Consider the following 17699-nt stretch of genomic DNA (forward strand, 5'->3'; position numbering starts at 1 on the left):
GCGGGCGCAGGCTCGGGTCGATAGTTAAGGGGGTGTGATTACGACTTTTCGTGGGCCGAGCCAACTGCGGAACGGCGCTCGGACAAGAAGCTGTCCAGGATCAGCAGGGCGACGCCTACGGTGATGCCGCTGTCGGCGATGTTGAAGATCCAGGGGAACAGGCCCGTGCCGGAAAAGTCGAGGAAGTCGACCACGCCGCCGAAGCGGATGCGGTCGATGACGTTGCCGACGGCGCCGCCCATGACCAGGCCGATGGCGGCGATCAGCAGTCGACGGTCCGCCCGCGTCGCCCACCAGGCCAGCAGGCCCGCCACCACGACGGAGAAGACGCTCAGGATCCAGCGCCCGGCGCCGCCGCCGAACAGGCCGAAGCTGACGCCCGTGTTCAGCACATAGGTCAGGTTGAACACCGGCGGCGCCACCTCGGCGATGCGAAAGCCGTCGGGAATGTGGGTGATGTGTTCGGCGCCGATGGCGCTCAACACCCAGGCCTTGGTCAGCTGATCCAGCACGATGACGGCGAGGGCGATCAGATAGGCGCCCAGGGCGAGACGGGAAATCTTCATGTCCTGCCGGTTAGCAGGAAGACGTTCGACGGCGAAGAGGGAAAGCGCAGGCGCATCGATCGCCGCACGGCCTTCCCCCCCGGTTTTCCCCCGCTATAAGCGGGGCATGACCCTGCCTCATCCGCTGCCCCGCCTGTCCGCCGTCGCCGACGACTACGACATCCTGCTCTGCGACGTCTGGGGCGTGATCCACAACGGTCGCGAAAGCTGGCCTGCGGCCTGCGATGCCCTGACGAAGTTCAATGAGAAGGGCGGCCATGTCGTCCTGATCTCCAACTCGCCGCGCCCCTCGCCGGACGTGGTGGCCCAGCTGGATGCTCTGGGCGTGCCGCGCAGCGCCTGGAAGGCGTTCGTCACCTCGGGCGACGCCACCCGCATGGAACTGGCGCGCCGCGCGCCGGGCCCGGCCTGGATCATCGGGCCGGATCGCGACTTCGTCCTCTATGAGGGCCTGGACCTGACCAGCGCCCATGACGCGAACGACGCCGCCTTCATCTCCGTCACCGGCCCCTACGACGATACGACCGAGACGCCCGAGGACTATCGTGAGCGCCTGACGCCCGCCGTCGCGCGCGGACTGGAGCTGATCTGCGCCAACCCCGACCGCGTGGTGCAGCGCGGCGATTCCATCATCTACTGCGGCGGCGCCATCGCCGACCTCTATGAATCGATGGGCGGTCGGGTGGTCATGGCGGGCAAGCCGTTCGCCCCCATCTACGCCCTGGCTCTGAAAGAGGCTGAGGGCCTGATGGGGTGCCCCGTCGATCGTTCGCGCGTCCTGTGCATCGGCGACGGCGTGGTCACGGACGTTTTGGGCGCCGCAGAACAGGCGCTGGACTGTCTGTTCATCGCCCAGGGCATTCACGGCGACGCCGCCAAGGGGGCGGACGGAACGCTCGATCCGGCGCGCGCGGCCGAACTGCTCCGCGCCGAGACGACCTTCGCCCGCTACGCCGCGCTGGAAGTGACGTGGTGAGTCTCGCCATTTCGTCGCACCTGCCTTAAAGGCGGCTCATGGTTGATCTGGTCCAAGCGCACCCGTCGGGCGGTTATATCCTCGACGAACTCCACGTCGGCATGGCCGCCGAGAAGACGGTTCATGTCACGGAGGAGCGGATTCGTCTGTTCGCCGAGGCGTCCGACGACTTCAATCCGGTGCACCTGGATGAGGCCTTCGCCGCCAAGACGGCCTATCGCGGACGTATCGCCCACGGCCTGCTGTCGGCGGCTTTCGGCTCGGCGGTGGTGGGGACCATCCTGCCGGGCGCGGGCTCGATCTACATCTCGCAGACGCTGGCCTTCCATTTCCCGGTGCGGATCGGCGATACGGTGCGGATCATCATCACCGTCATCGAACTGGACCAGGAAGGCGCCCGCGCCCAGTTGAAGTGCGAGGGCTTCGTCGAGGACAAGCTGATCATGGACGGCGTGGCCGTTGTGCGCGTGCCGCGTCGTCGCAAGCCCTCGGCCCGCTGAAGGCTGGCGAGGTGGTCGAGGTCATTCGCGACTGGCGCGGCCTGACGGACGCGCAGAAGGGGGCGGCCGTCGCCGTCGGCGCCTTTGACGGCGTGCATCGCGGCCATCAGGCGGTCATCGCCTCGGCGCGTGAGGCGGCGGATCGCCTGGGCGTCCCCCTGGCCGTGGTCAGCTTCGACCCCCATCCGCGCCGCCTGTTCCAGCCCGAGGCCGCGCCCTTTCGCCTGATGACGCCGGACCAGATGGCGCGCGCCCTGACGCCGCTGGGCGTCGACCGCCTATATCTGTTGCCGTTCGACCGCGAGATGGCGGGCATGTCGGACGAGGAATTCGCCCGCCGCGTCCTGTCCGAAGGCCTGGGGATCAGACACGCCGCCGTCGGCTTCGACTTCACCTTCGGCAAGGGCCGCTCCGGCTCGCCGGCTCTGCTGCAAGCCTATGGCGAGACGCTGGGCTTTACGGTCTCCGTCACCGACCGCATCGACGACGCCTCGGGCCTGAAGCTGTCGTCCAGCGCCGTGCGCGAGGCGTTGAAGGCGGGCGACATGGACCGCGCCGCCGCCATCTTGGGCCGCCCCTTCGCCATCCAGGGCGAGGTGATTCACGGCGACAAGCGCGGCCGCACCATCGGCGTGCCGACCGCCAACATCGCCATGGGCGACTATATGCGCCCGGCCTATGGGGTCTATGCGACCCGCACCCGCCTGCCCGACGGGCGGGTGGTCAAGGGCGTCGCCAATCTGGGCGTCCGTCCGATGTTCGAGGTCGAAGAGCCCCTGCTGGAAGTCTGGCTGCTGGACTTTGACGAAAGCCTCTACGGCCAGGTGCTGGAGACCGAGTTGGCCGCCTTCCTGCGCGGTGAGATGAAGTTCGACGGCCTGGACGCGCTGAAGGTCCAGATCGACGCGGATGCGGCCGCCGCCCGCGCGCTTCTGGGCTGAGGCCGTTCGCACGGTCTGCGCTATTGCAGGCGGACCAAGCAGCCCCCAGCTCTACGGAACAATGTTGGCGGGAGGGGCCGTGACAGACCGAAATTCAAACCTGTGGTTCGCCGTGGCGGGTGTTTGCGCCCTGTGGACCGTGGCGGCGGCGCTTGCTGGGACAGGCGTGTCGGCGCCGCTGTTGATCGGCGCTTTGGCCCTGATTTTCGGCGTCAACGGCGAGGCCCGGCGCTGGGTTGAGGGCAAGCTGTCGTGGGCTTTGGTGGTGACTTAGCAAACGGGCAATTGTTAGTAAGCGCCGTCGGATGGGCTGACGCCTTGCTCCAGGGGCTCGTCCTGCTGGCGAAGCGTGACGATGCGGCTGGCTACTAAGCCTGCCGCTTCCTCGTCCAGTTCGTCCGCATATTCGGACATGTGCTGGCGACGGAGCATCCGGGTCCACGCACCATCAGCGCCTCCCCGATCTCGCTCTTCCGCATAGTCGAACCACATCCCGTCGACATCGAGGCTGGCGCTGGCCACGGCGTCGAAGAAGTCCTCACTCAAGTCGTCCTCCTCTTCAGGCTGCCAAGGGCCGAACCGTCGCGCATAGTCCTGGTCCGCTGCGCCGAAGAGAGAATTGGTGAAAGCCTCGTGGTTGCCTGAGTCGAGTCCAAGATCATCGCGGAAGGTCTGCCTGTAGGCCTCCTCAACCAAGGCGGTCAGGTAGATATAGAACGCGGGCTGCTCGCCAGTGGGGCGCCTCGGTCCAACCGCCTCGAAGGTCGTCTTCAGTGTCTCGATCGCATGCGCGATGATCGGCTGGCCGGGGAATATGAGGCCCTCAAACAAGCCGGGCGTGCCTTGCTCATGCTCGGCCTCGCGCTCTTCCCGGACCGGGCTCGGTGCGCTCGACGTTCGGGCAGACGCTTTGAGAAGCCCCCTGAGCACCGCTCCGGCCAAGACCCACAGTAGTCCCCATTTCGCCAAGCCGGTGTATTCGTCCATGAGCGCAAGCTACCCGCGTTCGCCCACGGGGCAAGGCTGTGCGGCGTAGCGGGGCGACCGGCCGAAGCGCCAAGCCAGCTAGAGCGCGCGGATGACCTTTTTGGCTTGCTTGCAGACCGAACAGGTCCCCATCTCCTGCCGAAAGTCGGAGGTCGTTGCGAGCGCGCCCGTGACCTGCGCCGGATGCGCGCCGTCATTCGAAAGCCCGGTGCCGCGCGCGACGCACTTGTTGCAGACGGCCTGCGGCCGCAGTGAGGTGATGTAGTCGTTGATCTTCTGCGGAACCGTCATCACCACCCCCGTCATCTGTTGAGCCCGAAGCGTAGCAGCCGGCGCGCAGATCACACCAGGGTCAGCGAGGATCACGATAGCCGCGCGTGTGATAGCTGCCGAGACACATGTTGCAGATCGTGCTGCGGTCGGGCTGGAGGGCTTCGGCCAACGCCTTCGCGCCATCGAGGTCTTCACAGGCCAGCCAGCGACCGGACTTGGTGTCGCCCTTGCCTCCCTTGCCCCGACCGTCGTTGCAGTTCTTGCACGCGTGGGAGTGCACCTTCGTCTGATGGTGCACCTTGCTCTCGTAGACCCAGAAGGGCGCGCGCACGGGCTGGTCAGCCTTCGGCTTCGAGAAGAGAGCCTTGAGGCGCTCGGCCGCTTCCTTCTTCGCCTGCCGCTCCTGACGCCGCCGCTCTGCGGTGAAGCTGTCGGTCAGGTCGAGCAGATGGTCGACCTCCCACACGCCGTCGGCGATGCCGGCTTCCATGGCCGGGGTCAGGCGCTTGATCCACGGCAAAGGGTTGCCCTCCGCGTCTTTGAGAGGCTTGCCCTTCTTGTCGGTCTGGCGCTTCGGAGCCGGCACGACGCAGTAGTTCTGATAGACGAGCGTGAGCGCGAGTTGCCTCTCGTGGTGCTCTGCCGACTTCGAGAAGGCGTTAGTGCGCCGTCCGAACCGACGGTTCTTCATCCGCACGTTCAGGTTCTGACGTTCGACGAAGGCGGTGTGGATGTCAGTCTCGTCGATCTCGCCCGACTGCACGATCCGGTCAGCGCCGACGCACCGCTTGCGCTGGAGTGTTTGGCCGTCCTTACCCTTGGTCTGGTAGCGCTTCTTGTAGACGCCGTGATCGGCATACGACCCGAACACGTCGCCCACGGCGTCGACATAGGACGTCAGGCCGTCCGTAATGATCTTCGGCCGCACGACGAAGGGCCCGCCCGCGTTCTCGCGCAGAAGCTTGTCGGCCGTCGATTGCATGAATGCCCTCGCATGAGGGTAGCTGCGGTCGCCGAGGTGGTAGTTGAAGATCAATTTCGACTTGGCGCAAACGGCCAGATAGCCCCAGACCGTTCCGGCGCCCTCGACGGGGACGGTCATCCTGTCGACGTTCACCTGCTTGGCGCCCACGAACGAATAGAGTTCGTCCGCCTGGATCGTCTCGACCATCAGGCCCTTGGTGCGCTTCATCAGAGTGATGGCCATATCGCCCGCGTCAGCAAGCAACTTGGCGACAGAGTTCTGCTCGACGTCGAAAATGCGCTCGCACGAGCGGATGGAGACCCCTTCGCAGAGGCTCGCAAGGATTTGGCGGCGCGTGCGCCGATCGAGTTTAGCCATCCAGCCCCGTAGCTGACGGGGCAGGGCCGGCAGTCCTCTGAGTGTCTTGGTTCATCATGGCAGGCTCCAGATTTCACTGTCGGGTAGCTCCGACACCTGGGGCACTAGCAAAATCTCGGCTTCAAGTCAAGTATAAACTGCACTAGTGTCGACACTATACTACGTTAACCTTACTGGTATCAACCCAGTTAGGTTAACATTGGGTTATTACAATAGTAATATTTCGCCGTCCAAAAGAATATCTAGCATGGCCTTGCACTACCTGCTCGACCTCCCCTTAGGCTCAGGACTCATAGCCAGAACAGCACTGTGGCGGCGAGGGCTATGGCGGACAGGAAGACGGTCGGGCAGCGATCGTAGCGAGTGGCGACCCGTCGCCAGTCTTTCAGGCGGCCAAACATGATTTCGATCCGGTTTCGCCGCTTGTAGCGTCGCTTGTCGTAGCGGATGGGTTCGGTCCGGGATTTGCGGCCAGGGATGCACGGCGTGATCCCCCTGGCCTGCAAGGCGTCCCGGAACCAGTCGGCGTCGTAGCCCCGGTCCCCCAGCAGCCACTGGGCGCGGGGCAGACTGTCCACGAGAGCGGCAGCGCCGATGTAGTCGCTGACCTGACCCGCTGTCATGAAGAGGCTGATGGGCCTTCCGTTGACGTCTGTCACGGCGTGAAGCTTGGTGTTCATGCCGCCTTTCGTGCGTCCGATCAGCCGCCCGAGGCCCCCTTTTTTACCGCGAGGCTCGAAGCCGTGCGGTGCGCCTTCAGATAGGTCGCGTCGATCATGACAGTCCGACGTTCGGTCTGGGCGCCGGACAGGCCCTCCATCATCCGGACGAAGACGCCCGCCTCGCTCCACCGCTTCCAGCGATTGTAGAGCGTCTTGTGCGGCCCATAGGCCGACGGCGCATCCCGCCAGCGCAGGCCGTTGCGGTTGACGAAGATGATCCCGCTCAATACCCGGCGGTCGTCAACGCGCGGCTTGCCGTGGCTCTTGGGGAAGAAGGGCTCCAGCCGAGCCATCTGCTCGTCCGTCAGCCAATACAGGTCGCTCATATCCAGACTCCTCAGGAGCCTGAATCAGATCGCACGCCTCACTTCAATGGGTCCTGAGCCTACATCACCGCCTTCTTCATGCCGCGCCAGGTCGGCGATCGGCCCGACGTGGTGCCGGAGGGAGCGGTCAACTTCGCCTTCATTGGCCAGTTCGCGGAATCCAGACAACGCGACTGCATCTTCACCACCGAATATTCGGTGCGTACGCCGATGGAGGCCGTTTATACGTTGATGAATGTCGAACGCGGCGTGCCGGAAGTGTTCAACTCCACCTATGACATTCGGACCCTGCTCGCCGCCATCACGCCTCTTCGGGATGGCGAAGGCATAGAAGTTCCCGGCCCCGCCTTCCTGCGCAAACTGCTGATGAAGAAGCTTGAAGGCACCGAGATTGCGAAACTGATCGAGGAGTTTCACCTGATATCGGAGTGAGCGAAGCGCGACGTCGTCGCGAAAGAAGGTGAAGAATGACCAACGACGATCGCCGCAGCGGCCCCGCCGCAGGCCGGCGACATCACCATCCTAAGGGGTCGGACGGCGCGACGCCGGCCGGCCCGCCCCTGCGCGATCCGGTCTGCGGCATGGCGGTCGATCCCGCGACCGCCGTTCATACGGAGCACGAGGGTCGGCGCTTCTTCTTCTGCTCGTCAGGCTGCAAGGCGAAGTTCGTTGCCGATCCGCACCGCTATGCGTCATCGGCCGGCCAGAACAACGCCTTGAGCGCCGATGACCGTCCGCATGCCCGCCCCCATCCGCACGGAAAACCTGCAAGCCGAAACACGGCGTCGGCATCCATGGACGTGATCTGGACCTGTCCGATGCATCCGGAAATTCGCCGCGACGCGCCGGGAAGCTGCCCGATCTGCGGCATGGCGCTGGAGCCTCTGGTCGCGACGGCGGACCTCGGCCTAAGTCCCGAGCTGGCCGACATGACGCGGCGGTTCTGGATCGGTCTGGCGCTGGCTCTTCCGGTCTTTCTGCTGGAAATGGGCGCTCACCTGGTCCCGGCGCTGCACCATCTCGTGCCGATGCGCGTCTCTGTCTGGATTCAGTTCGTCCTGGCGACGCCGGTGGTCCTCTGGGCGGGATGGCCGTTCTTCGAACGCGGCTGGGCCTCGCTGGCGAACCGCAATCTCAACATGTTCACCCTGATCGCCATGGGAACAGGCGTCGCCTGGGTTTACAGCGTCGTCGCGACCCTGGCGCCGCACCTCTTCCCCCGGGCCTTCCGCACCGCCGACGGCGCGGTCCCGGTCTATTTCGAGGCGGCCGCCGTCATCACGGTTCTGGTGCTGCTCGGCCAGGTGTTGGAGTTGCGCGCCCGCGAACAGACCTCCGGCGCGATCCGCGCTTTGCTCGACCTCGCACCGAAGACCGCGCGGAGGATCGGACGGGACGGTCGGGAGGAGGATGTGCCGATCGACGCCGTCGCCATCGGCGACAGGCTCAGGATCCGGCCCGGCGAAACCGTGCCGGTCGACGGGGTGGTCGAGGAGGGGCGCTCGTCGATCGACGAATCCATGGTGACCGGAGAATCCATGCCGGTCACCCGCACGGCCGGCCAGGCCGTGACCGGAGGCACGTTGAACCAGACGGGAGCGCTCATCATCCGCGCGGAAAAGGTCGGGCGCGACACCATGCTGGCCCGGATCGTCCAGATGGTGGCCGATGCGCAGCGGTCGCGTGCGCCGATCCAGCGCATGGCGGACAGGGTTTCGGGATGGTTCGTCCCGATCGTCATCGCCATCGCCCTGTCGGCGTTCACGGCATGGGCGATCTGGGGGCCGGAACCTCGCCTCGCCCATGGTCTGATCGCCGCCGTCTCCGTCCTGATCATCGCCTGTCCATGCGCCCTCGGGCTCGCGACGCCGATGTCGATCATGGTCGGCGTCGGCAAGGGCGCGGCCAGCGGCGTTCTGATCCGAAACGCCGAGGCGCTCGAACGGATGGAGACGGTCGACACCCTGGTGGTGGACAAGACCGGCACCCTGACCGAAGGCCGGCCGTCAGTGGTCCGGATCGTCGCCGCGCCCGGCTTCGGCGAGGAGCCCCTCCTGCGCTTCGCCGCCGGGGTGGAAAAGGCGTCGGAGCACCCGCTCGCCCGGGCGATCGTCGCCGCGGCCGAACAACGCCGCATTCCGATACCCGAGGTGTCCGACTTCGATTCGCCGATCGGCCAGGGGGCGACCGGTCTTGTGGACGGGCAGTTCGTCCTTCTCGGCGGCGCGGCCTTCCTTGCGGAACACGGCGTCGATACGGCCGCGCTCGCGCGGGAGGCGGACGCTCTGAGACGCGACGGCGCCAGCGCCATCTACATCGCCATCGACCGCGCGCTCGGCGGGGTCTTCGCCATCGCCGATCCGATCAAGGCCACGACGCCGGCGGCGCTGAAGGCCTTGCACGGCGAGGGCATCCGCATCGTCATGCTGACCGGCGACAATCGCACGACCGCCGAGGCGGTCGCCCGCGAGCTCGGCATCGACGACGTCGAGGCCGATGTGCTGCCCGACCAGAAGGCGGCGGTCGTCGCACGGTTGAGGGCTCAAGGCAGGGTGGTCGCCATGGCGGGCGACGGCGTCAACGACGCGCCCGCGCTCGCCGCCGCCGATGTCGGAATCGCCATGGGCTCGGGCACGGACGTGGCGATCGAAAGCGCCGGCGTGACACTGTTGAGGGGCGATCTGACCGGCATCGTCCGGGCGCGGCGCCTGTCGCGGGCGACCATGGCCAACATCCGGCAGAACCTGGCTTTCGCCTTCCTCTACAACGCCGCCGGCGTGCCGATCGCGGCGGGGGCGCTCTATCCGGTGTTCGGCCTGCTGCTGTCGCCGGTCATCGCCGCCGCGGCCATGGCTCTCTCGTCGGTCAGCGTGATCGGCAATGCGCTTCGGCTGCGGACCACGAGGATATGACGGACGCGGCTCTCGCCGGAGTGGAACGGCGAGGACCAAACACCTATCGTCAGCCAGACCGGTCGAAACGGTGCGGCGCTTGAGGATGGCAATGGACGTGTCGATGCAGATCATCCGGTCCGAACTGGCGCCCCTGGGACGGTTGCGCGTGGCGATCAATCTCGGCAATCCAGTCTTGGCGCAGAGGGCGGCGGACGGGGCTCTCGCCGGCGTGTCTGTCGATCTCGCCTGGGAGATCGCTGTGCGCCTCGGCGTGGAGATGGAGCTGTCGAACTTCGCCACGGCGGGGGCGGCGGTGGCGGCGCTTCAGGATCAGGCCTGCGATCTCGCCTTCCTCGCAATCGATCCGGATCGTCGCGCCGTCCTGGACTATACCGCGCCCTACGTCCGGATCGAAGCCTCCTATCTGGTTCCCTCCGAGTCCCGCTTCCGCTCCGTCCGCGACGTGGACGTCGCGGATGTGACGATCGCGTCGGGCCTGAACACCGCCTACGATCTCTTTCTCAACCGCTCGCTGAAACAGGCCCGACGGATTCATACGCCCTCCTCCCAGGCGGCCGTCGCCCTCTTCCTGGAGGGCGGCGCAGACGTCTGCGCCGGTGTGCGCCAGACGCTCGAGGCGGCGGCGCACGACCGGGCCGGCGTCCGCCTGCTCCCGGACAGTTTCCAGGCCATCGAGCAGGCCGTCGCCCTCCCCCGCGAGCGGCCTCACGGGCGCGGTTTCCTGGAGGCGCTTCTCAAAGATCTGGTCGCCTCCGGCTTCGTCGCCCGAAGGCTGGTCGCCAGCGGACAGGACGCCGCCCTCGCGATCGGTCCGGGACGCCCGGCGCCGGTCTAGGCGGCGGCGGGCGATCATTCCCCGCCGTGGCTCACGCTCCGGTCGAGGGCGCTCCGGACGGCCGGGTGAAGCGCCACCACGCCACGCCGCCGTAAAGGAGGATGAGGCCCAGGAGGTTGAGAACCTCCCGCCCCTGTTCGACGAGGCCGGCCCCCATCTGGTTCACCCCGACCATGAGATGGATTCCGGGCGTCGTGGGCAGCAGTCGGGCGAGGAAGGCGAGCCAGGTCGGCGTCGCCTCCGCGGGCCAGGACAGTCCAGCGAGAAAGAAGATGACCAGGGAGGTGCCCATGAGCAGTTGCAGGGGCCGCTCGCGGGTGCGGAAGACGCTCGCAAGGGCGAGCGCCGCTGCAACCGTCGCCGCCACGAAGAGGCTGCCGGCCACGATCAGCGTTCCGGGCGCGGCGGCGGCCCGTGGATAGTCTTGGAACCAGAAGACGAAGCCGGCGTAGTAGGCGACGTCGATCCAGCCGATGACGAAGAAGGCGAGCGCGACGCCGAGGAGACGACGGGACGCAAACCGAAGCCGGCCCCCCTCGCCACGCAGGGTGGCCGCCAGCATCGCCAGTCCCATCAGCAGCGTCTGATGAATGATGAGGAAGCCGACGCCCGGAAAGACGGTGCTGCCGTATCCTTCGCGGGTGTTGAACAGCGGGCGCGCGATCACCGACAGGGCCGGCGGCGCCGGCGCGCCCTGCGCCCATCGCCTGATCGACGGCGGCCTCGCCCGCCTCGGCCGTGATCGCCGCGCCTATGCCGGCCAGCGCCGTGCTGCTGCGCAGCAGATAGGCGCCGTTGCCATAGAGGGCCACCGTCCCTTGCCCGCCGGTCAGGATGCGACGTTCGAACCCCGCAGGCACGACGACGATCGCCCCCGCCCCTCTCGTCCGCAACCAGTCGTCCGCCGCCTCGGGCGACGGCAGGCGGGCGACGAGATCCGCCTGCTGCAGACCCGAGAGCTTGTGCACCAGCGAACGGCTGGCCCCGGTGTTGTCCAGATCCACCACGGCGACCGGGATCCGGACGGCGACCTCGCCGGAATAGGCGGAAGGGTAGAAGAAGGAATAGAGGATCGTCGACACCACGATCAGCATGAAGGCCGACCGGTCGGCGAGGACCGCGCGAAACGTCGCGATGAAGGCCCGGCCGATCAACGTCGCCCCCAGACATCGGGTTTGCGGGAGGCGGCCAGATATTGCGGCAGGCCCAGCCCGAACCCCACGACCGCGAAGGTCATCAGGATCAGCAGCAGGTTGACCGACATCGCCGCGGGCGCGCCCATCATCCATTGTTCGGCGACGAGACGGGCGAAGGTGGTGTAGGGCAGAAGCGCGCTCCAGACGCGCGCGAAGGCCGAAGCGGATTCGATTGGAAAGACGGCCCCGGCGAAGGCGAAGGAGGCGCCCGCATAGAGGGCGGTCATGGACAGCGCCTGCCCCATGGACAGCGTCAGGCCGACGATCAGCGTGGCCATACCCGCATAAGCGAGATAGAGGCCGACATAGCCCGCCAGGAGCAGGCCGACGCTGCCTTCAACCGGCCAGCCGCGAAACGCCGCGAGATAGATGGTCGCCAGGGCGCCCCAGACGAGAAAGATCGCCACATAGGGCGCGATCTTGCCCACGACCGCCGCAGCGGCCTCGCGCGGCGGCCCGGCCAGCCAGCCGCCGATCGTCCCGTCTCGCAGTTCGCGTCCCAGGGCGCTGACGACCGCCACCATGAACAGCAGATGCAGCAAGGCCGGGTGGATCAGGGCGACCAGTTGCAGCTCGTAGCTGGCCTGGGGATTGTAGAGGATGCGGCTCTGGACCTGGATCGGCGCCGGCCGCACCCGGCCCGGGCCGAGGATCGCCGCGCTCTGTTGCGCGGCCAGGGTCCGGGCCTGGCTCTGGATCACGGCGCCGACCTCGCGCAGCACTGACCCCGAGGGCGTGGAGTAGCTGGCGTTGTAGAAGACCAGCACCCTGCCCGCCTCGCCGCGCAGCACCGCGCGTTCGAGCCCTTGCGGCAGCATGACGATCGCATAGGCGCGGTTGGACCGCACCACGCTCTCGGCCTCGGCCATATCCTTGGGGCGGGCCGCCACGTGCAGGCCGGGCGAGGCGTCCAGACGACGAACCAGATCGCGAGCGACGCTTCCGCCGTCGGCGTCGACGACGGCGACCGGCAGATCGCGCATAACCCCCGCCGACATCTGCACGGCGACGAGGGCGAGAAGCGCCAGCGGTAGCCAGACGACGAGGAACAGATCCCAGAAGCTCCCGCGCAGAAAGGCGATCTCGCGTCGGGCGCCGGCGAGAAACGCCGCGATCATTGCGGCCAGTCGAACAGGACGGTCATGCCCGGCCGCAGCCCGTCGACGCGCGAGACCGGTGCGACGCGCACCTCGAAACTCTTGACGTCGAAGCCGCTCGACTGCCGGGTCGCACGCCAGGTCGCGAAATCTCCGGCGGGAGCGATGAAGGTCACCCGGAACCGGGCCGTGCGGTTCTCCAGAGCGGGGAATACGACCCGTCAGAGTCTGTCCGCGTCGAATCCCGCTGAACTGATCCTCGCGCAGGGTGAGCGTCACCCAGGGATGCTCTATGTCCGTGAGCATGAAGACCGGGAACCCCTGCGGGACCAGTTCGCCGGGCTGGGCGAGCCGCCGGCCGACCTCGCCGGACGACGGCGCCAGCACCCGGGTTTCGCGCTCCGCCGCCTCGACCTCAGCCACGGCGCCGCGCGCCTGCCGCACCTGTCCCCCGGCCGCCTGGCGATCCTGTCGGCGCGCCCCGGCCAGCGCCAGGTCATACTGGGCGCGAGCGGCGCGGGCGGCCTCCGTCGAGGCCACCGCATTGGCCCGGCTCTCGTCGCGCTTCTGCCCCGCGATCACGCCCTGGTCGTACATCTCCTGGGTGCGGGCATAGGTCGTCTGGGCCAGATCCGCCGCCGCCTGCGCGCGCCGCCATTGCGCTTCCGCGGCCCGGATATCCTCCGGACGCGCGCCTTCGTCGGCCTTGTCGGCCGTGGCCTCGGCGGCGACGAGGGCGCCGCCCGCCTGTTCCGAGCGGGCCGCGACCTCGGGACTGTCGAGGGTGTAGAGCAGTTGGCCGGCCCGGACCGGCTGCCCCTCCTCCACATGGAAGTCGGCGATCCGGCCCGTCACCTTGCTGGTGATCCGAAGCTCCCGCGCATCCACCATCCCCTGAAGCTGATCGGGAACGGGCCGATAGCTGAGCCAGAGGCCGACGCCGAGCCCCGCCACGATCAGCGCCCCGATGCCGAGGGGCAGCAGTTTTCGGCGCCGTCGAGACGGTCCGGCGTCGCCCCGTTCCCCGCCCGGCTCCGTGTTCGGCGTCGGCGTGTCCTGGGTGTCGGTCATGGCGCGATCCTTTCGCCCTGGTCGATATAGTCGGGCATGTCCTCGATCCGGCCGCTGACATGAAGAAGGCGGGCGAGCGCGACCACGAAGTCATGGGCGGCCTGGGCGCGCTGGATCCGCGCGCGTCCGACGCCGAGTTGGGCGTCGATGACGTCGAGCGAGGTGGTTTGCTGCACCTGGTAGCCGACCATCTGGACGCGCAGGTTCTCCTCGGCGGCGACGATGGCGCTGTCGGTTCTCTGGAACCGCCGCCGGGCCGCTTCCGCGTCGTTCCAGGATCGGGTCACGCCGATCTCGATCTGGCTTTGCGCCTCGCGCAGCCCCGCCTGGGCCTGAGCGACCTTCTCGCGCGCGGCGCGGACGTTCTGCGAGCGATCGACGCCGGAGAAGAGGGTGTAACGGAGACCGACCCCCACGGACCAGTCCGGATCGGTCAACAAGGTGTCCCGACGATCAAAGTTGTACTGGGCGAAGCCATAGACCGTCGGCAGAAGCTCGGCGCGCTGGGCGGTAACACCGGCTTCCGCCTGGTCTTCCAGGGCCTGGAGCCGCTCCAGCTGCGGGTGGGCGCGATAGGCGGCTTGCAGATAGGTTTCCAGCGGCTCGAGCGGCCGGAGAAGCACGAAGAGAGACGTAGCCGGATCGATCCCCGACGGCGCCCTCAAGGTCCCAGAGAGCGCCGTGTCCGCGCTGGCCAGATTGGCTTCGGCCGTCTCCAGTTCGCGCGCCGCGTCGTCACGCGCCACCTCCACCTGCAGGCGCTGGGCGCGACTGATGAACCCTCCGCGCTCCAGAATCGTCGCATCGGCCAGGTGGCGTTCGAGGCCCGCCAGGACGTCGCGGCGGACGTCCCGAACCCGGGTGAGCAACTGTTGCCCGAAATAGAGTTCGGTCATCTGCAACAGGGCGTTATCGACGACGATCTGGCGCTCAGCCCGGGACTGGCCGAGTTGAGCCTCAGCGGCCGCTTGGGCGGCCGGAATCCGGCCGCCGGAATAAAGCGGGACGGTGGCGGTGACGATCGGCCGCGTGCTGTCGCGTTCCATCTGGAACTGCAACGGATCGCTGATGGCGTAGTCCTGAGCGACATCCGCCAAGGGCCCCAGCGGCAGATAGAGGGTCTTTTGATACCGCATCATCTGGCCCTCGAACTCCACCGTGGGCAGCCGCAGCGTCCTTACGGCGTTTTCCTGGGCTTCCCGGCTGCGGACATCGGCGTCCGACGCCTCGATGGCGTCCGAGCGTTGCAGGAGCCTGGCCTGCGCGTCGCGATAGGTCAGGGGCAAAGGACCAACGGTCTGGAGGCCGGAGGTTTTGGCGTCAGAGATCTGGGCCTTGGATGCGGGAGCGTAGGCGGCCGCACAGGTCGACGAGATCAGCAGGACCAGCAGGATGGAAGGTCGCAAGGTCATGAGCGAGGTTCTCCTTGGCCGACCGTAGCGTTGACATCGATCCACCTCAATACATACCTGTATCGAATGATTCAGAAGACTGCTCTCTTGAGCCCAAGGCCTGTCCGGAGCCGTCCCACGCGTGCCCAGACGCGCGAGCGTATCCTCAACGGCGCCCTGGAAGCCTTCGCCGAACGCGGTTTCCAGGGGGCGACACAGGAGGACATTTGCGATCGGGTCGGATTGAGCCGGGGCGCGTACAACTCCAATTTCCGGTCCCAGGAGGAGCTGTTTTTCGCCATCTACGATCGGACGATCGAACGGCTGGAACGGCATCTCGAGATCTCGATTGCGTCGGCCCTGTCCAGACCGGGACCCGCGGCGGAGAACTTCGTCAGGGCGTTCATCGCCGACTACGCCTTCGACCGCAGTTGGTATCTGCTGCAGGCGGATTTCGGTCTGCACGCCCTACGAAACCCTGCGGTGGCGAGCCATTACGCCGCGCGGCAGAATCGCATCCTCTCGGTTATCGAAGAGGCTGTCGGCCGTGTCTGGAGGGGAATCGAGCCGAGCCGCCCCCACGCGTCTTCCCGCGTCGCTCGCCTCATTCTGGCGGTCCACGAAGGCGCCATGTTCCAGCGCCTACTGGAACCGTCCACAATAAAGGACGGCGAATTGTTGACCCTCCTCGCCGATCTTCTGTTCTCGAAATCCGCGATCAACTCATGAACAGTCCCGGCGACCGGTCCTCAGGGACGTGAGCCGATCACGCACAATGCCGGCCTATTCTAAAGAACCTGAGAGTTCACCTACACCACGCTCGCTGCGGTGCGCCCGGCGTTGACGTCGATTGTGGCGCCGGTGATATAGCGTCCACCCGGCCCGACTAGGTGTTTGGTCCCAGGCTTTGATGGTGTGATCCTTTCGTTGGAATGGAAGGAAGCCATATGGGCCAGGTTCGTCACGGGAGCGCCACGACCACGCACGCCGTCCGAGCAGCAATACAGCGATCGCAGGCTTCGCTCGCGACGCTGAGCCGGGAGTTGGGGATCAACCCCAAGACGGTGGCGAAGTGGCGTAAGCGGACCTCGGTCGAGGATCGCAAGACCGGGCCGAAGGAGCCGCGCTCGACGGTTCTGACGGAAGCCGAGGAAGCGATGGTCGTCGCGTTCCGGCGGCACACGCTGCTGCCGCTGGACGACTGCCTCTACGCCCTGCAGCCGTCCATCCCGCACCTGACGCGCTCAGCGTTGCACCGCTGCTTGCAGCGACACGGCATCTCACGCCTGCCGGATGTCGAAGGCGACAAGCCGAAGCGGCAGCGTTTCAAGCGTTACCCGATCGGCTTCTTTCATGTTGATATCGCCGAGCTGCAGACGGCCGAGGGCAGGCTCTATCTGTTCGTCGCCATTGATCGCACCAGCAAGTTCGCTGTCACCCAGCTGGTCGACAAGGCCGACAGACGAACCGCCTGGGAGTTCCTCGAACAGTTGTTGGAGGCCGTGCCGTACAAGATCCACACGATCCTGACCGACAACGGCATCCAGTTCGCCGAGCAGCCTCGCAACCGCAACACCGCCTTCTCGCGACAGATGCGCTTCGACATGATCTGCGAAGCCAACGACATCGAGCACCGGCTGACCAAGCCGAACCATCCGTGGACCAATGGCCAGGTCGAGCGGATGAACCGCACCATCAAGGACGCCACCGTCAAACGCTTCCACTACGACAGCCACGACGAACTGCGTACGCACCTCGCCGACTTTATGGCCGCCTACAACTTCGCCCGAAGGCTCAAGACCCTCAACGGTCTCACGCCTTACGAATACATCGCCAGAATCTGGACGTCAGAGCCTGACCGGTTCATCGTCAATCCGATCCACCAGATGCCTGGACTGAACACCTAGTGCCGCTACACGTCATCGACGAGGTGGTGGAGCGGATCACCAACCAGACTATCACCGCCTATGAGTATGACCCGGCGACCGCATCCTTGGTCCAGCACGCGGATGGAGTCGGTCAGTCCTGAGGGTCTTCGGGCATAGCCAGGCGTCGACCGAGGTCGCGCATAGTTTTACGCGACGGACGCGGAAGCTTGGCCTTCAAAGCCTCCAGTTCCTTCGCCTCATCCCGCGTCAGCGGGTGATCGTGATCCACCAAGATTCTGCGGATCGCACGCGCGACGTCAGCGGCGACCGCATCGTCGTCTTCGTCCAAAGGAGGACGGCTCACGAGGGTTCTCGGGTTGGTGACAGCATCTGGCGCAAGTTTAGCACGAGAGGACTAGTAGGGCACGTTCGACGCCGCGCGCCGCAGCAGCGCCTGCACAGCGGCCTCCTTGGTGGGCCAGGTGCCGCAGTCGATGCCGTTCAGGGAACCGACGAACTGGAGGCGGTCTCCGGCCGTCACGCGCCGGACGCCGAAAAGCTGACGGCCACGACGGAAGTGGATATAATGGGGGCGGCTGCGCATGGGCGAACTCCGTTGATCACCCCCCAGCGCTGAAGGCCGCCCAGCGCCTTATCAACCGCCCGAAAACATCTACGTCACCACCTGGGCTT

20 protein-coding genes and 1 pseudogene are annotated in these 17699 nt (G+C 66.6%); 10 read left to right on the plus strand and 11 right to left on the minus strand.

The window, feature by feature from the left end:
* Positions 1–38: 38 nt before the first annotated feature.
* On the minus strand, positions 39–566 hold the full coding sequence (gene lspA, locus FGL25_RS02710) for a signal peptidase II (protein ID WP_003165948.1): 528 nt from the start codon (positions 564–566) through the stop codon (positions 39–41).
* Positions 567–672: 106 nt separating this feature from the next.
* Here lspA and FGL25_RS02715 point away from each other — a divergent pair, with 106 nt between their 5' ends.
* The 4 genes from FGL25_RS02715 (at position 673) to FGL25_RS02730 (ending at position 3257) form a co-directional block, all read left to right on the plus strand.
* On the plus strand, positions 673–1542 hold the full coding sequence (locus FGL25_RS02715; protein ID WP_138140888.1) for a TIGR01459 family HAD-type hydrolase: 870 nt from the start codon (positions 673–675) through the stop codon (positions 1540–1542).
* A gap of 38 nt (positions 1543–1580) precedes the next feature.
* Positions 1581–2042 carry a MaoC family dehydratase gene (locus tag FGL25_RS02720; protein WP_138140889.1) on the plus strand — a complete coding sequence of 154 codons (462 nt, stop codon included), beginning with the start codon at positions 1581–1583 and terminating at the stop codon, positions 2040–2042.
* Between the two features lie 11 nt (positions 2043–2053).
* Positions 2054–2983, plus strand: a complete 930-nt coding sequence (locus FGL25_RS02725) for a bifunctional riboflavin kinase/FAD synthetase (protein ID WP_138140890.1) — start codon at positions 2054–2056, stop codon at positions 2981–2983.
* A 79-nt stretch (positions 2984–3062) separates the two neighbouring features.
* The gene (locus FGL25_RS02730) at positions 3063–3257 is read left to right on the plus strand and encodes a hypothetical protein (protein WP_252969985.1); all 195 of its coding nucleotides are present in this window, start codon (positions 3063–3065) and stop codon (positions 3255–3257) included.
* 14 nt (positions 3258–3271) lie between these two features.
* On the opposite strand, the gene FGL25_RS02735 is transcribed toward FGL25_RS02730, so the two are convergent.
* The 4 genes from FGL25_RS02735 to FGL25_RS02750 all read right to left on the minus strand — a co-directional run bounded on the left by FGL25_RS02735 (position 3272) and on the right by FGL25_RS02750 (position 6633).
* The gene (locus FGL25_RS02735; RefSeq protein WP_003168014.1) at positions 3272–3970 is read right to left on the minus strand and encodes a hypothetical protein; all 699 of its coding nucleotides are present in this window, start codon (positions 3968–3970) and stop codon (positions 3272–3274) included.
* A gap of 78 nt (positions 3971–4048) precedes the next feature.
* Positions 4049–4336, minus strand: coding sequence for a hypothetical protein (locus tag FGL25_RS02740; protein WP_138140891.1), 288 nt, complete (start codon positions 4334–4336; stop codon positions 4049–4051).
* A complete protein-coding gene (locus FGL25_RS02745) occupies positions 4323–5585 on the minus strand; it encodes an IS1 family transposase (RefSeq protein ID WP_138140892.1) in 1263 nt (420 codons plus the stop codon). Before FGL25_RS02745 ends, FGL25_RS02740 begins: the two co-directional genes overlap by 14 nt.
* Before the next feature lie 290 nt (positions 5586–5875).
* Positions 5876–6633, minus strand: a protein-coding gene (locus FGL25_RS02750) for an IS5 family transposase (RefSeq protein WP_112862666.1) whose coding sequence is annotated in 2 segments (ribosomal slippage) — positions 5876–6312 and positions 6312–6633 — 759 coding nt in all. Because the reading frame shifts where the segments join, the coding sequence is not laid out codon by codon here.
* Positions 6634–6696: 63 nt separating this feature from the next.
* Between FGL25_RS02750 and FGL25_RS02755 the strand changes: the two genes are divergently transcribed.
* The 3 genes from FGL25_RS02755 to FGL25_RS02765 all read left to right on the plus strand — a co-directional run bounded on the left by FGL25_RS02755 (position 6697) and on the right by FGL25_RS02765 (position 10383).
* The gene (locus FGL25_RS02755; protein WP_224762136.1) at positions 6697–7065 is read left to right on the plus strand and encodes an oleate hydratase; all 369 of its coding nucleotides are present in this window, start codon (positions 6697–6699) and stop codon (positions 7063–7065) included.
* Positions 7066–7100: 35 nt separating this feature from the next.
* On the plus strand, positions 7101–9545 hold the full coding sequence (locus FGL25_RS02760) for a heavy metal translocating P-type ATPase (RefSeq protein WP_017505079.1): 2445 nt from the start codon (positions 7101–7103) through the stop codon (positions 9543–9545).
* Between the two features lie 91 nt (positions 9546–9636).
* The gene (locus tag FGL25_RS02765) at positions 9637–10383 is read left to right on the plus strand and encodes a transporter substrate-binding domain-containing protein (RefSeq protein ID WP_167493277.1); all 747 of its coding nucleotides are present in this window, start codon (positions 9637–9639) and stop codon (positions 10381–10383) included.
* 31 nt (positions 10384–10414) lie between these two features.
* Here the strand turns inward: FGL25_RS02765 and FGL25_RS16930 are convergent, their stop codons facing one another.
* The 4 genes and pseudogenes from FGL25_RS16930 to FGL25_RS02785 form a co-directional block, all read right to left on the minus strand.
* Positions 10415–11050 (minus strand): ABC transporter permease, encoded by a 636-nt coding sequence (locus tag FGL25_RS16930; RefSeq protein ID WP_197733794.1) that lies wholly within the window; start codon positions 11048–11050, stop codon positions 10415–10417.
* A 118-nt stretch (positions 11051–11168) separates the two neighbouring features.
* Positions 11169–11477: pseudogene (locus FGL25_RS17870) on the minus strand (ABC transporter permease); the annotation flags it as partial.
* A gap of 56 nt (positions 11478–11533) precedes the next feature.
* Positions 11534–13747: an ABC transporter permease gene (locus FGL25_RS16940; protein WP_197733795.1), complete on the minus strand. Its 2214-nt coding sequence runs from the start codon at positions 13745–13747 to the stop codon at positions 11534–11536.
* The gene (locus tag FGL25_RS02785; protein ID WP_017505075.1) at positions 13744–15159 is read right to left on the minus strand and encodes a TolC family protein; all 1416 of its coding nucleotides are present in this window, start codon (positions 15157–15159) and stop codon (positions 13744–13746) included. Before FGL25_RS02785 ends, FGL25_RS16940 begins: the two co-directional genes overlap by 4 nt.
* An 87-nt stretch (positions 15160–15246) precedes the next feature.
* Between FGL25_RS02785 and FGL25_RS02790 the strand changes: the two genes are divergently transcribed.
* The 3 genes from FGL25_RS02790 to FGL25_RS17775 all read left to right on the plus strand — a co-directional run bounded on the left by FGL25_RS02790 (position 15247) and on the right by FGL25_RS17775 (position 17167).
* Complete coding sequence (locus FGL25_RS02790) at positions 15247–15867, plus strand: TetR/AcrR family transcriptional regulator (protein WP_197733796.1); 621 nt, start codon at positions 15247–15249, stop codon at positions 15865–15867.
* Between the two features lie 218 nt (positions 15868–16085).
* Positions 16086–17045, plus strand: coding sequence for an IS481 family transposase (locus FGL25_RS02800; RefSeq protein WP_003168747.1), 960 nt, complete (start codon positions 16086–16088; stop codon positions 17043–17045).
* On the plus strand, positions 17045–17167 hold the full coding sequence (locus FGL25_RS17775; RefSeq protein WP_003168748.1) for a hypothetical protein: 123 nt from the start codon (positions 17045–17047) through the stop codon (positions 17165–17167). Before FGL25_RS02800 ends, FGL25_RS17775 begins: the two co-directional genes overlap by 1 nt.
* On the opposite strand, the gene FGL25_RS02805 is transcribed toward FGL25_RS17775, so the two are convergent.
* Positions 17158–17355: a hypothetical protein gene (locus FGL25_RS02805; RefSeq protein WP_003168749.1), complete on the minus strand. Its 198-nt coding sequence runs from the start codon at positions 17353–17355 to the stop codon at positions 17158–17160. The two genes, FGL25_RS17775 and FGL25_RS02805, sit on opposite strands and share 10 nt — an antisense overlap.
* A 66-nt stretch (positions 17356–17421) precedes the next feature.
* Positions 17422–17610, minus strand: coding sequence for a hypothetical protein (locus FGL25_RS02810; RefSeq protein ID WP_003168750.1), 189 nt, complete (start codon positions 17608–17610; stop codon positions 17422–17424).
* Positions 17611–17699: the final 89 nt, after the last annotated feature.

Source organism: Brevundimonas vancanneytii, from assembly GCF_901421975.1.
Lineage (GTDB): Bacteria > Pseudomonadota > Alphaproteobacteria > Caulobacterales > Caulobacteraceae > Brevundimonas > Brevundimonas diminuta.

Excerpts from the sequence above, each read along its gene's own strand:
- lspA (WP_003165948.1), bottom strand. The coding sequence starts at position 566 with ATGAAGATTTCCCGTCTCGCCCTGGGCGCCTATCTGATCGCCCTCGCC.
- FGL25_RS02715 (WP_138140888.1), top strand. The coding sequence starts at position 673 with ATGACCCTGCCTCATCCGCTGCCCCGCCTGTCCGCCGTCGCCGACGAC.
- FGL25_RS02720 (WP_138140889.1), top strand. The coding sequence starts at position 1,581 with ATGGTTGATCTGGTCCAAGCGCACCCGTCGGGCGGTTATATCCTCGAC.
- FGL25_RS02735 (WP_003168014.1), bottom strand. The coding sequence starts at position 3,970 with ATGGACGAATACACCGGCTTGGCGAAATGGGGACTACTGTGGGTCTTG.
- FGL25_RS02745 (WP_138140892.1), bottom strand. The coding sequence starts at position 5,585 with ATGGCTAAACTCGATCGGCGCACGCGCCGCCAAATCCTTGCGAGCCTC.
- FGL25_RS02760 (WP_017505079.1), top strand. The coding sequence starts at position 7,101 with ATGACCAACGACGATCGCCGCAGCGGCCCCGCCGCAGGCCGGCGACAT.
- FGL25_RS02765 (WP_167493277.1), top strand. The coding sequence starts at position 9,637 with ATGGACGTGTCGATGCAGATCATCCGGTCCGAACTGGCGCCCCTGGGA.
- FGL25_RS16940 (WP_197733795.1), bottom strand. The coding sequence starts at position 13,747 with ATGACCGACACCCAGGACACGCCGACGCCGAACACGGAGCCGGGCGGG.
- FGL25_RS02785 (WP_017505075.1), bottom strand. The coding sequence starts at position 15,159 with ATGACCTTGCGACCTTCCATCCTGCTGGTCCTGCTGATCTCGTCGACC.
- FGL25_RS02800 (WP_003168747.1), top strand. The coding sequence starts at position 16,086 with ATGGGCCAGGTTCGTCACGGGAGCGCCACGACCACGCACGCCGTCCGA.
- FGL25_RS02810 (WP_003168750.1), bottom strand. The coding sequence starts at position 17,610 with ATGCGCAGCCGCCCCCATTATATCCACTTCCGTCGTGGCCGTCAGCTT.